A 12586-nucleotide genomic window follows, 5' to 3' on the forward strand; every position below is an offset into this window, starting at 1 on the left:
CCCTTTATTTCACTCTTTTCGTCCGAAATATAATGTGCTACATTCCGATTTCACTTATTCTGAAGGTGCAAATACGAAATGTACGAAACCGACAGGAGGATGGAAATGGAAAACATTATTGAGGTGAGCAGCTTAGCAAAAGTCTTTGCGAATCAAACAGCAATTGAAAGTGTCGACTTCCACGTTAAAAAGGGTGAAATTTTCGGCTTTCTCGGACCAAGCGGTTCAGGAAAAACGACAACGATTAAAATTTTAACCGGGCAATTAACACCTACTAGCGGGACCGCAAACGTTTTTGGGGAATCTGTGTCTCAGCTAAAGAAATCGGAGTACCGTAAGCGTTTCGGAGTACTTACAGATAATAGCAGCTTATATGGAAGGCTATCAATCTACGATAATTTGAAACTCTATTGCGATTTATATGATGTAGCCTACTCAAAAATCGATGAAGTGCTCGATACCGTTAATTTGAAAGAAGAGAAATCGAAAAAAGTTTCTTCCTTATCAAAAGGAATGACGCAGCGTGTGACACTTGCACGGGCTTTGATCCACGAACCCGAATTGCTGTTCCTCGATGAGCCGACCTCTGCCCTGGATCCGACAAATTCACTTCATATCCATGAGGGATTACGGGCGCTTAACGAAAAAGGAACAACGATATTTTTGACGACGCACGATATGCACGAGGCGGAAACATTATGTGACAGAGTCGCTTTCCTAAATAAAGGTAAAATCCAACTTTTGGATACGCCAGACAAATTAAAGAAGAGCTACTCGGATTCGACGATTACAGTGGAATTGACGAACGAAGAAAAAGTGATTTTACCTGCAGGTTCCGAAGGTGCTAAACAGCTATTCGAGTATATGAATAAGGATCAAATCGTAACAATCCATTCAAACGAACCGACTTTAGGGGATATTTTTGTGCAAGTGACAGGGAGGAAATTGGCATGATGATTTCATGGAAACGTGTAAACGCGATTTTGCAAAAAGACTTTAAAGATTTTTCAAGGAACTTGGCTGTATCTTCAGTTATCTTTTTCCCAATTATTTTAGGAGCATTTTATGGCCGTATGGGCGTTGAATCAATCGAAACTCATTTTTTGCTTATTAATATGGCGTTTGGAATGGTGGCGACATTTGTTCAATGTTGTTTGATCGCTGAAGAAAAGGAGAAGAACACATTGCGCGGACTGATGCTTTCGCCTGCAAGTACGACTGAGATTCTTGGCGGGAAAAGCTTGCTGACATTTATTATGACGATGGTTGTCGTCTTTTTCACTATGTTCTTGGCGGAATATAAACCTATCAACATTGCTGTAATAGCTGTGGCGATTATTTTATCATCACTCTTCTATATCGCGATAGGAACATTGCTCGGCCTTTATTCGAAGTCTGTTATGGAAGCGTCCGTTATCGTAATGCCTGTCATTATCGTCTTTTCACTCGGATCGTTTCTTACGATTGCCGCAGAGAAATATCCAATTTTACAAGTGGCTAATTACTTGCCGAACCTGCAATTAATCGAATTGGCGACAAAAGTGGAGGCAGGAGCCAGTTTTGCGGGTGTAATCGGTGAATTAGCTATCATTTTAGGATGGGTCATTGCCGCTGTCATTTTGACGGTTATCATGTATCGAAAAAGGATGGTAGATTAATATGAAACAAGCGCTTAGATTTTTACTCGCTGTCGGTATCGGCATACTTGCCGTTTTCATCTATAAGGCACTCTTCTAACTAATTTGAGGTGTTTGTTTTGAAAGAAATTCGTTCTTTTGTTTTAGGTGGGTTCATCGGCCTATCCGGAGTCCTTTATTTCATCTTATTTCCGGAGCCAATGTCGATGCGCACCTTACTTATCATTGTGGCAAGTATCATAATCAGCTTTCCTTTATGTATTTTACTTCATGAAGCGGGACACTTCCTCGCTGGCCGTTTTCAAGGGATGCGGATGCTCAATGTAAGCGTCGGTCCCTTCGTCATCGAACGGCATGAGGGAAAGCTTCATTTCCATGTTGTCCAATCCGTTCTCGGCTATCTTGGAAGGGCAATGATGGGATTCCCTGAACATTTAGAGAAGAAAGTGATGCGAGATAAGCTGATCCGCTATATATATGGCGGACCGTTGATCAATGGCGTAGTAGGCGTCCTATCGATAGGAATCGCTTTCACTATATCGCATCAACCGTTTTTCATCCTATTCGGTTTGATAAATATCCTTCTCGGCATCACAAACTTGCAGCCTGCAATGTCCAAAAGTGCAATGACGGATGGTTTGGTCATCCAAAGGCTTAGGACTGTCCCCTTAGAAGATTCCGTCATCATGGCAGGTTATTCTGCATTAACGGAAGACATGAAGACGACAGACACAAAAAAGTGGAATGTGGATCTGATCGTACAATTGGAAAGGTTACTACATTCCGAGGATTCGACTGCGAAAAGCTTCCTTACTACAATAGGTTATTACTATTTGCCGGAAGACGCAGAAAAAGTGCTCGATATCGGACGGACATCAGCATTTACGCGGGAATCGGCTTCACATGATTATTATGCGGATTGCGCAGATATCACATTCGCGACAGCCCTTTTCTTTACTGAAAAATTGAAGGAGTATCCGGAAATCGAGTTAGAACTAAGTAAAATCGGCAAAACAGAGACCGTTATGGAATTGAAACGGCATGCTTTGCTTTCTTACATAGAAGGAGATGTTGCAAGTGCTATCGAGCATCTAGAAAATGCCAAGGCAGCACTCGGCAAATGGCATCCTCTTTATTTGCGTGGAGAGATGGAGCGGGAATTACTGCAAGTAATGATTGATAAGATGAAAAGAAATAATGATCATCTCTCCCCGTCCGCTCATCATCCAAATGATATATACTTATAAGAAAGAAAATACAGGGGTGAATGGATCATGCATAAAATCCAAATTCAATCATTGAATGTCGGCAAACCGCGTGACTTGCAGTTCGGGAGAAAGGAAGTAACGACGGGGATTAATAAAAAACCGGTTGCGGAACCCGTTTATTTATCCTTAGTAAATTTTGAAGGGGATGGACAGGCCGATCTTGTTAATCATGGCGGTCGAGACAAAGCCGTATGCGCCTATCCTTCTGAGCATTATCCGCATTGGGAGAAGGAGTTAGGAAAGCCGTTGGATGCTAGCGCATTCGGCGAAAACTTGACACTTCGTGGATTGACGGAGGATGAGTTATGCATCGGGGATTCATTCCAAATGGGCGAAGCGGTCGTCCAAGTGAGCCAGCCACGCGAGCCCTGCTTCAAGCTATCGCTGATCCACGGACGGAAAGACATGCCTTTGCTCATACAAGACTTAGGCTATACCGGCTTTTATTTCCGTGTATTGAAGGAAGGTATCGTCTCCCCCTCCGACGAGTTAGTACATATTTCGCGTCCGGATCTGGCCATAACCGTGACGGAGGCGAATCGACTTATGCATCATGATAAAAACGATTTGGATGGGATGCGGACTTTGCTGGAAGTCGATGAATTATCGGAAGGCTGGAGAAAAACATTTCAAAAAAGGCTCGATAAGAATGCAACTGCTACAAGCGCAACGTTGAAAGGAAATGAGTAATCAATAAGAACGCATGGCTAGTGAACATGGCCAGCGTTCTTTTTTCGTTCTTATAGATCATCAAACCCGTTCAAATCACTCGTCTTCACGTATTGCCTAGACGTCTGCTCAAAGAAATCCGTTTTCGTGTCATCAAAATTGTCGACGTAGGCGCGGATCCATCTCATCGGATTGTCCGTAAATTCCGGATAGATTTCGCTTAGTCCGAGCATACGCAGCATTTTATTCGCCCGATATTTCACGTAGCCAGTCATTTCATCGAGGTCGATTCCGTCGATTTCCCCTAACACGTAGCGACTCCAAATGATTTCCTGTTCGACGGAGTGGCGGAATTGATCATAAATCCATTCTGTAAATGCTTCGGTATTATACTCAGGATTTTCAGCAAGCGCAGCGCGAAAAATATCACTGATCGCCTTGCCGTGCTGGAGCTCATCGCGGTTGATATAGGAAATCATCGTCGATGTGCCGACCATTTTTTGATGACGCGCAAGATTATAGAAGAATGCAAAGCCGCTATAGAAGAACAAACCTTCCAGCAACGTCGTGTACACCATCGCTTTTAACACCGTTTCAATCGTCGGGTTCTCCGCGAATTCGTTGTAAATATCTACGATCCGTTCGTTTCTTTTCATGAGCACTTCATCAGTGCGACCCATTTCAAATGAAGTCATCTGCTTGTCGAGCGTCGTAACGGACGATAGTACGTACGCGTAGCTATGATTATGCTCACTTTCTTGATCTGCGATTGTCGCCATAATTGATTTCACCGAAGGGTCGGTTGCAAAGTCCGCAATTTTCATGGCGACGACGGTTTGCGGCCCGTCTAGCGTTGCAAGCAGTCCAATAATCTTTAGGAAAGCTTCCTGTTCGGCTTTTGACAAATTCGGAAATTGCTTCACGTCCTGTGTCATATCGACTTCATTCGCTGTCCAGAAAAGGGAACGAATCCTTTGTCGCAATGTGTAGAAATGTGGGTGGGCAAGGTCGTTCCAATTCAAAATGCCGCTCGCTTTCCCGCCGAAAATCGCCGTTGATTTATTTGGTTGTGCTGGATTCAGTACTTTAACGCGTGTAAGTGTTGCCAATGTTGAACTACTCCTTTCGACCATTCGATGACTTTCTTCTCTTGCGTGCCACGTGGGCTTTGTTCGATTTTAAGAGGGGTAATTGCAGATTCATAAAACCGTGCCAGTTTGACAGCGGCATGGCAAAAGAGATAGTCCCCTCCAAACTGTGTATCTCCCGTTCCGAAGACATAAACATTCTTCGGTTTGTACCCAACATCCGCGACGAAATCCTTTACTTCGTAAGGCGTGGAGCCCTTGTCCCATGTGAACGTACCGATGATCATCGCATCGAACCTGCGCGGATCCGGCATCGGACCGATTCCAATCCGATGCACCGTCACTTTCATTCCTTCTGACAGCAGCGTCTCCTCCACGATTTCCGCCACTTCTTCCGTATTGCCGCTCCACGATGCATACGCAATCAGGAATGACACCATTCGCACTCCTCGATATCAGAAGCTGTAGACCTCGTATAGTATGTCGATTTCATGCCCGATTTCCACGCTTGTATATGCAAATCGAGTAGGACGGATGCGCGGATGTTGTTCGGAACGTATATATTGAATGAAATCGCTTGGTCAATATGGCGCTGCCTTGCCGCATTCTGCTTAATGGACCAACGCTGATCGACGATATACGCAGAGCGGCGATACACATCATATGTGTTGTGATCAAGATCAGGTGCAATGACCGGCAGCTTGTAATCTTTCTTTTCCTCATGATAGAACGGTTTGAAAATCGGATCGATGGAAGCGGTAGATCCTGCGATAACCGATGTCGAGCTGTTCGGCGCGACCGCCATCAAATAGCCGTTACGAATACCGTTCATCGCTACATCGATACGCAGTTCACGCCATTTCTTTGAATCATATCCGCGTTTCTCGAAATAAGCTCCACTTTGCCAATCCGATTTTTCGAATAAAGGATACGCCCCTTTTTCAATCGCTAATTCCATCGAAGCCTTAATCGTCAAATAAGCAATTCTTTCATACAGTTCATCTGCATAATTGACCGCTTTATCCGACTCCCATTGAATATTCTTCAAAGCGAGCAAATGATGCCATCCAAACGTCCCGAGTCCAATGCCACGGTAGCGAGCATTCGTCCGTTGCGCTTGAACGACCGGTATTTTATTCAATTCAATAACGTTGTCGAGCATACGCACTTGGATCGTAATGAGGCGTTCCAATACATCCGCGGGAACGGCTTTTCCAAGGTTCACGGACGACAAGTTACAGACGACAAAATCACCTGGCTTTGAACGGGTTACGACGATATCGTCTTCAAGTGTGACGGATTCAAATTCGGTCGGGCTCATATTTTGAGTGATTTCTGTACAGAGATTACTCGAATACACCATACCTTTATGCTTATTTGGATTTGCGCGATTCACTTCATCACGGTAAAACATGAACGGCGTCCCGGTTTCGAGCTGGCTGCGCATGACACGCTTCATAATTTCAATCGCAGGTACCGTTTCCTTCGACAATTCAGGATGATTGACACATTCCTCATACTTCTCACGGAATGAACCGCTCCCCTTCGTTTCATCATAATGATCTTCCAATGAGTACCCCATTACAGTCCGGATTTCATGCGGGTCGAATAAATGCCAATCACCTCGAGCCTCGACTTGCTCCATGAAAAGATCTGGCAAGCAGACTCCGGTGAAAATATCATGGGCACGCAAGCGATCATCGCCGTTGTTCAGCTTAAGATCAAGGAATGTGAAAATATCTTTATGCCATACATCAAGATAAACGGCAATCGCCCCTTGACGTTGACCGAGCTGATCGACACTGACGGCCGTATTGTTCAGTTGTTTAATCCACGGAAGGACGCCGCTCGAAGCCCCTTTAAATCCGCGGATGGACGATCCTCGCGAACGAACCTTGCCCATGTAAACGCCGATGCCGCCTCCGTATTTTGATAGATTCGCAATATCGGTATTGCTGTCGTATATTCCTTGGAGCGAATCGTCGACCGTATCGATGAAGCAGCTCGACAGCTGACCATGCGGTTTGCCCGCATTCGCTAATGTCGGCGTCGCAACAGTCATATACAGATTGCTCATCGCCCAATACGCTTCCGCCACTTTTCCGAGACGGTTCTCTGTTTCATTTTGCATAAGCGTCATCGCGATGATGAGCCAACGTTCTTGCGGCAATTCAACGGGCTGTTTATTGAAATCAACCGCCACGTACCGATCTACAAGCGTTTTCAATCCAATATACGTAAACAGCTTGTCCCTTTCCGGCTCTAAGAAAGTTCCAATCTCTTTTAGTTCCTCACGTGAATATTTTTCTAGTAAAACGGATGTATAAAGACCTTTCTTCACGAGCCGCTCTACATTGTCGGCAAAATCTGTATACGCTTTTGAGCCTCTTACGCTTTCCTGACGGGAATAAACTTCCTGCAAATAAATACGCGCAGCTACGAATGTCCAGTAGGCAGATGCTTCGTCAAGATTGCTGAGCACTTCCAAAATCATTGCTTTCGACCATTCAGAATCGCTCCCTTCAGGATGGCGCTCCTTCCAGCGAGCACTCGCCGTTAGAAGCGGTTGCAGCTTGTCCGCTCCGAATTCAGATTGCAGTTTGTCCATAATGTCTGTTCTTTCAGTAATGATAGTCATACTAATCCATCTCCTTTTAGGTAACGTAAAAATGAAAAAAGCGATGATTCTACCTCTTCGGTAGAGTCATCGCTCATGGATTGTAATGTAGGAAACAGATCGGGCAATAGAAAAATGAAAGCAAAGAACCCGCTCGCTCCCACCTCTCAACCCCCGAAGAAAGTGTCGCTTGACGATGGACGGCAGGTCTACTGGCTCACGCTTCCTCCTTCCATCTCCCCTTCCCGCGGCATTATGCTGCAGTGGTTTTTGAGACGGTCGTCTGCGTTTACAGTTGCGGGGACAGCTCCGATTTGCGGATTCCCTATTAAACCGATAACGGTACCATTCCATCGTTCGATACTATATGTTGTGTGTTATGTACTTTTAATACCCTAACATGTAGTGTTTAAACAGTAAATAGGTAGAAAGTATTTTGTAAGATTTTTTTTGAAGAGCCGTGCAATCGATGCATGGCTCTTACTTGTTGAAGGGCTTCAAAGCTTCCGTTCGATCTAGAAATACGAACCCATCATACCGGCTGCCGACTCTCGATGACACATAGTTCCCATACGCCTCGAATTCCGGATTATAGACGACTCCGATGGCGCGATGGCCGATCCATTCATTGAATAAATGCCGGTTTTCTTCCGTGAAGAGAATAACTTGATCCTCGGCGGCCGCCGCATGCATCTGCCCTTCCCATGAATTGAATTTAGCGGGCGGAACATCCATCTTTTGATACGGTTCTCCCCAACCTTCTCCCGCAATAACAGTTCCTTCGTACGTGCCGAAACCGATGGCAAACGTGTCCTCCCTGCCATATTTCTCACGGATGAGCTGTCCGACGTTGATCATTTTATGGTCGGCCATCGACGTTTCCGATGCATCGCCGACATGGGTGTTATGCTCCCAAATGATGATTTTTGCATCAGCCCCATGATAGTTCAAAATTTCACTGACCGCCTCGACCATATGCATGTCGCGAATATTCCAGGAGATGGCGTCGTCCTGCATCATCGCCCGGTAATAGGACTCGGCGTTTTTCGCAACTAATGCATTCATCGTCATATTCAAGTCCTTCTCCTGCTCATTCGAATAAAGATCTACATGACTTCGGATAGTCGTTAGTAATCTGGATACCTCACTTATACATTCATCCGTGAAATGGGCAGTCGACATCGCATAATGCTCCGGCATCCGGTTATACGGCTCGAAACAGGAGAATGCCTTTTTCGCCAACTCCAAGTCCGCCTTAAACTGCGGATTCTCCTGAAGAAACCGCAGTAGCTCATCAATCGATTCATAGAGGCTATACATATCGATGCCGTAAAATCCTGTTTGATCCGCCGCGTCCTTTCCGTCATTGTCATGTTTTAACCATTCAACAAGTTCCGCTACTTCCTCATTCGCCCACATCCACGTCGGCCAGCGGTTGAAAGATTCTACCAATACCTGCCGAGCGGATTTTCCTTCCTTGTCGAAACCTTTCACATAGCGATTGACCGCCTGCGCGGATGGCCAATCGCCCTCTACCGCAATGATTGTAAACCCTTTTTCCTGAATTAGCCGTTTCGATAATGCCGCGCGAACTTTGTAAAACTCTGAAGTTCCATGCGTCGCCTCACCTAGCAGGACAATTCGCGCATCACCAATTGCGTCCAAAATAGAATCAAATGCTTTATCGTTTAACGGGAAAGCGTTCTCTTGAATAGCAGAAACCAGCCTTTTCGACAAATCAATCCCTCCTCTGTTGATAGCATACCCATGGGCAGCGGATGGAAACCGGGGGAGGGGGACTTGAAGTGATTTTCGAAGGGGGGGGGGAAAACGTTATCACCGACTTGTGATAGGTTATCACCGACTCTCGGGCTGTTATCACCGACTCTAAAGTGTTTATCACCGACTTGGCGCACATTACCACCGATTCGCACAAATTTATCACCGAATCACTATAATTCGATGACTCTCAGAATGAACTTACCCATGCCAAAAATGTTTATCACCACATAGACATACGTTATCACTGCTTAGAAGGGGTTTATCACAGCTCAGACGAGATTTAACTCCGTTCATAAAAACAACCGCCCACATACGACGGTTGCTCTACTCTTATTGATCCGCAACTTCCAACACGCCTTCTCCGTCGTCCGGCAGAACTGTGAATACCCACTTCTTTTCATTTTCATCAAAGATAACTTCATCAATGAGGACAAAGCCATTGGACAATCTTTCACCCGCCATATCCAATGCTTTCGCAACGGCCTGCGACTCAGAAAGCACGGCGCCGACCGGCTTATAGTCTGGCATGATTTCCACAAATTTCGCACTACCCTGCCCAGGATACGATTCTAAAATCATCCCTGTAGCTTCCACTTCCACACGCTGGCCCACTTTCAACTTGTCAGCTTCGGCGAACTTGTAAAACACAGCGCTCTCAGTTCCGCCTCCCACAAAAATTCTTCCGTCACCTGCAGCCAATATGAATCCGCCTTCCGTCGCCGGGGTATTCGTGTACGTTTGTTCAGGAACAATGACGGTTGATTCCCCCGGCTCCGCGACCATCCTTCCCTCTTGCGTAAAATTGATCGTATGGCCGGCGAATAGCTCCCGCAGCTCCTCTTGTTGCTTCGGCTTGAGATAATCATGGGTAATTTCAATTGTGCCGGTAATGACATCGACGTACAGGCCGAATGATCCTCGTTGCGATCCCATTCCTTTCAATGCCTCCGCAACTTCATCCTGCAATTCATTCAGCTCCTTTTCCGTATGAGGGCTGCGGAAAATATAGATCGGTTCCGCTAGTATTTCGCCCGCATCCACTTTCGGTTGCAGCAAATCTAGTAATTGCTGCACGCGTTCATCGGGCTCTTTCAGGCCGATCCACACGCCGGATTGCGCAGCGCCCTTCGTCTGGTTTTCAATGAAGATGACCCCCTCACTATGAATCCCACCTTCACCATAAACTTTCTCAACCGCTTGGATTGCAGCAGGTGCCTCAATTCCTTTGACTGCCAAGTCCTCTGCCAATTCTTTTGTTGGCACCTCATACTCAGGGGGCGTTTCTATAGTGGCAGATTTGTCTCGCTTAGGCGTCTCTTGAGCGGTTTTCTTTAATTCCGCAATGATTTCTCGCCCACTCACCGTCTTCAACGTTTTCCATTCAACACTATCTTCAACCGCGACATTTTTCGGCGATGCATCCGTTCCGCATCCACCTAACAATAAAGCAGCACCTAATAAGATTGATATTCTATAATTCATGTCAAAACCTCCCATCAACGGATTAGACGGACGATTCGTACAAAAGTTTCGTGACGCCCATTGACACGTCACCACCGATTTGGTACATTCAACTACAATATCAATGATGAAGAGAGTAATGGATTATCACTTCTGTAGCGAGCCGGGGGTTGGTGGGAGCCTGGCGGAGTGGATTCGTGAAGCGCACTTCGGAGATGCTTTTCTGAATGAAGTAGGAGAAGCCGGTGTCTCGCCGTTAGGAGAAAGGGGCCTCTATCCATAATTCTAGGGGCAATTTGAGTGGTACCGCGGAACAAGCTTTCGTCTCATTTATTGAGATTGAAGGCTTTTTATTTTTCCTAAAAAGGGGTTCGTGTAAATGAAAAAGGGTATTTTACAAGTTTTACAGACAGTTAGCCCGATCCAGTTGGAGGAGCATATGCTGGAGCGGCCAGCAAATTCGAAGCTAGGCGATTTTGCATTGCCTTGTTTTCCGTTCGCGAAAATTTTACGGAAATCTCCCGTCTCGATCGCGGAGGAAATCGCAAGTTCATTAACACATCCATCTATTCGAAAAGTGGAAGCTGTCAATGGGTATGTGAACATTTTCCTGAACCGCCATGCGATTACCGATGATCTTCTGCATATAGTTTTAGACAAATCCGCTGCTTACGGTTCATCTACTGAAGGAAACGGCGGTGTCGTGACGATCGACCTTTCGTCACCAAACATTGCAAAGCCGTTTTCCATGGGCCACCTCCGATCTACGGTCATCGGAAATTCGATCGCTTTATTGCTAGAAAAAAGTGGCTATCAACCGGTGAAAATCAATTACATCGGTGATTGGGGCACGCAATTCGGGAAGTTGCTCACTGCGTACCGGAAATGGGGCAACGAAGAGGATGTTCGTAAAGAGCCAATCAAGACATTGCTGAAACTGTACATCCGTTTCCACGAAGAAGCGGAGACGGACCCTTCCTTGAACGACGAAGGACGTGCCGCATTTAAAGCGTTGGAAGACGGCGACGCCGACGCTCTCGCTCTGTGGGAATGGTTCAAAACCGAGTCATTGAATGAATTTCAGCGGATTTATGATCTGCTTGGCGTCTCCTTCGATTCTTATAATGGCGAGGCGTATTACAATGACAAGATGGAACCTGTCGTCGAAGAACTCGAAGACAAAGGCCTATTGGTCGAATCGGACGGAGCCATGGTCGTGGAGCTAGAAGAAGGCATGCCTCCGTGTTTGATTAAAAAATCAGATGGAGCGACGTTATACGCAACACGTGATTTGGCTGCTGCCATTGATCGAAAAAACAAATATGATTTCGTCAAATCCATTTACGTCGTCGGGAATGAACAAAGCCTCCACTTCACGCAAATCAAAAATGTGCTTAGCAAAATGGGGCATGACTGGGCTAACGACATCACACACGTTCCATTCGGACTCATCTTGCAAGGCGGCAAGAAAATGTCGACGCGTAAAGGAAAGATTGTCTTGCTTGAGGAAGTACTGAAGGAAGCGATCGAACTTGCACAAAAAAATATCGAGGAGAAGAACCCTGCATTGGCCAATAAATCCGAAGTGGCTGAAGCAGTCGGTGTAGGCGCAATCCTCTTCAGTGACTTGAAGCAGCATCGGAAGCATGACATCGAATTTGATCTTGAAACGATGCTCCAGACAGAGGGCGAAACTGGGCCATACGTCCAATATGCGCATGCGCGGGCGAACTCCATCTTGCGCAAAGCGGGAGCACCCAACACGTTCGCGATTAGCGAAGTAAACGACCACGAATGGGATATCGTCAAGCTGCTTAGCCGATTCCCGCAAGAGGTTAAGCGAGCAAACGACGATCTGGACCCTTCCGTAATCGCAAAATATGCGGTCGACCTCGCCCAAGCGTTCAACTCGTTTTACGGCAATGTGCAAGTGTTGTCCGACTCTGCAAACAAGGCGTATCGGACTGCGCTAACGGAATGCGTCATCATCGTGTTGAAGGAATCCTTGCGATTGCTCGGCATGAAGGCACCCGAGGAAATGTGAATTAGATATAAAAAAGCAAT

10 protein-coding genes, 1 riboswitch and 1 other annotated feature are annotated in these 12586 nt (G+C 46.0%); of the genes, 5 read left to right on the forward strand and 5 right to left on the reverse strand.

Features of this window, described 5'->3' with window-relative positions:
* Positions 1–105: 105 nt before the first annotated feature.
* The 4 genes from ACR65H_RS02020 to ACR65H_RS02035 all read left to right on the forward strand — a co-directional run bounded on the left by ACR65H_RS02020 (position 106) and on the right by ACR65H_RS02035 (position 3595).
* On the forward strand, positions 106–954 hold the full coding sequence (locus tag ACR65H_RS02020) for an ABC transporter ATP-binding protein (protein WP_440498386.1): 849 nt from the start codon (positions 106–108) through the stop codon (positions 952–954).
* Positions 951–1658, forward strand: coding sequence for an ABC transporter permease (locus ACR65H_RS02025; RefSeq protein ID WP_440498387.1), 708 nt, complete (start codon positions 951–953; stop codon positions 1656–1658). Before ACR65H_RS02020 ends, ACR65H_RS02025 begins: the two co-directional genes overlap by 4 nt.
* 98 nt (positions 1659–1756) lie before the next feature.
* The gene (locus ACR65H_RS02030) at positions 1757–2884 is read left to right on the forward strand and encodes a M50 family metallopeptidase (protein ID WP_440498388.1); all 1128 of its coding nucleotides are present in this window, start codon (positions 1757–1759) and stop codon (positions 2882–2884) included.
* Positions 2885–2911: 27 nt separating this feature from the next.
* Positions 2912–3595, forward strand: a complete 684-nt coding sequence (locus tag ACR65H_RS02035; protein ID WP_440498389.1) for an MOSC domain-containing protein — start codon at positions 2912–2914, stop codon at positions 3593–3595.
* A 50-nt stretch (positions 3596–3645) separates the two neighbouring features.
* Here ACR65H_RS02035 and ACR65H_RS02040 read toward each other — a convergent pair whose 3' ends face one another.
* The 5 genes from ACR65H_RS02040 to ACR65H_RS02060 all read right to left on the reverse strand — a co-directional run bounded on the left by ACR65H_RS02040 (position 3646) and on the right by ACR65H_RS02060 (position 10543).
* Positions 3646–4707, reverse strand: coding sequence for a ribonucleotide-diphosphate reductase subunit beta (locus ACR65H_RS02040; protein WP_440498390.1), 1062 nt, complete (start codon positions 4705–4707; stop codon positions 3646–3648).
* Complete coding sequence (locus tag ACR65H_RS02045; RefSeq protein ID WP_440498391.1) at positions 4653–5102, reverse strand: flavodoxin; 450 nt, start codon at positions 5100–5102, stop codon at positions 4653–4655. The genes ACR65H_RS02040 and ACR65H_RS02045 overlap by 55 nt, the downstream gene beginning before the upstream one ends.
* Positions 5087–7300, reverse strand: coding sequence for a ribonucleoside-diphosphate reductase subunit alpha (locus ACR65H_RS02050; protein ID WP_440498392.1), 2214 nt, complete (start codon positions 7298–7300; stop codon positions 5087–5089). The genes ACR65H_RS02045 and ACR65H_RS02050 overlap by 16 nt, the downstream gene beginning before the upstream one ends.
* A 164-nt stretch (positions 7301–7464) precedes the next feature.
* Positions 7465–7645: riboswitch (cobalamin riboswitch) on the reverse strand.
* A gap of 114 nt (positions 7646–7759) precedes the next feature.
* Positions 7760–9016, reverse strand: a complete 1257-nt coding sequence (locus ACR65H_RS02055) for an erythromycin esterase family protein (protein WP_440498393.1) — start codon at positions 9014–9016, stop codon at positions 7760–7762.
* A gap of 375 nt (positions 9017–9391) precedes the next feature.
* Positions 9392–10543, reverse strand: a complete 1152-nt coding sequence (locus tag ACR65H_RS02060; RefSeq protein ID WP_440498394.1) for a DUF3221 domain-containing protein — start codon at positions 10541–10543, stop codon at positions 9392–9394.
* Between the two features lie 94 nt (positions 10544–10637).
* Positions 10638–10854 (forward strand) — a binding site (T-box leader).
* A 47-nt stretch (positions 10855–10901) separates the two neighbouring features.
* Here ACR65H_RS02060 and argS point away from each other — a divergent pair.
* Complete coding sequence (gene argS / locus ACR65H_RS02065; RefSeq protein WP_440498395.1) at positions 10902–12566, forward strand: arginine--tRNA ligase; 1665 nt, start codon at positions 10902–10904, stop codon at positions 12564–12566.
* Positions 12567–12586: the final 20 nt, after the last annotated feature.

The organism is Sporosarcina sp. SAFN-015, from assembly GCF_059415085.1.

Excerpts from the sequence above, each read along its gene's own strand:
- ACR65H_RS02020 (WP_440498386.1), top strand. The coding sequence starts at position 106 with ATGGAAAACATTATTGAGGTGAGCAGCTTAGCAAAAGTCTTTGCGAAT.
- ACR65H_RS02025 (WP_440498387.1), top strand. The coding sequence starts at position 951 with ATGATGATTTCATGGAAACGTGTAAACGCGATTTTGCAAAAAGACTTT.
- ACR65H_RS02035 (WP_440498389.1), top strand. The coding sequence starts at position 2,912 with ATGCATAAAATCCAAATTCAATCATTGAATGTCGGCAAACCGCGTGAC.
- ACR65H_RS02040 (WP_440498390.1), bottom strand. The coding sequence starts at position 4,707 with ATGGTCGAAAGGAGTAGTTCAACATTGGCAACACTTACACGCGTTAAA.
- ACR65H_RS02045 (WP_440498391.1), bottom strand. The coding sequence starts at position 5,102 with ATGGTGTCATTCCTGATTGCGTATGCATCGTGGAGCGGCAATACGGAA.
- ACR65H_RS02050 (WP_440498392.1), bottom strand. The coding sequence starts at position 7,300 with ATGACTATCATTACTGAAAGAACAGACATTATGGACAAACTGCAATCT.
- ACR65H_RS02060 (WP_440498394.1), bottom strand. The coding sequence starts at position 10,543 with ATGAATTATAGAATATCAATCTTATTAGGTGCTGCTTTATTGTTAGGT.
- argS (WP_440498395.1), top strand. The coding sequence starts at position 10,902 with ATGAAAAAGGGTATTTTACAAGTTTTACAGACAGTTAGCCCGATCCAG.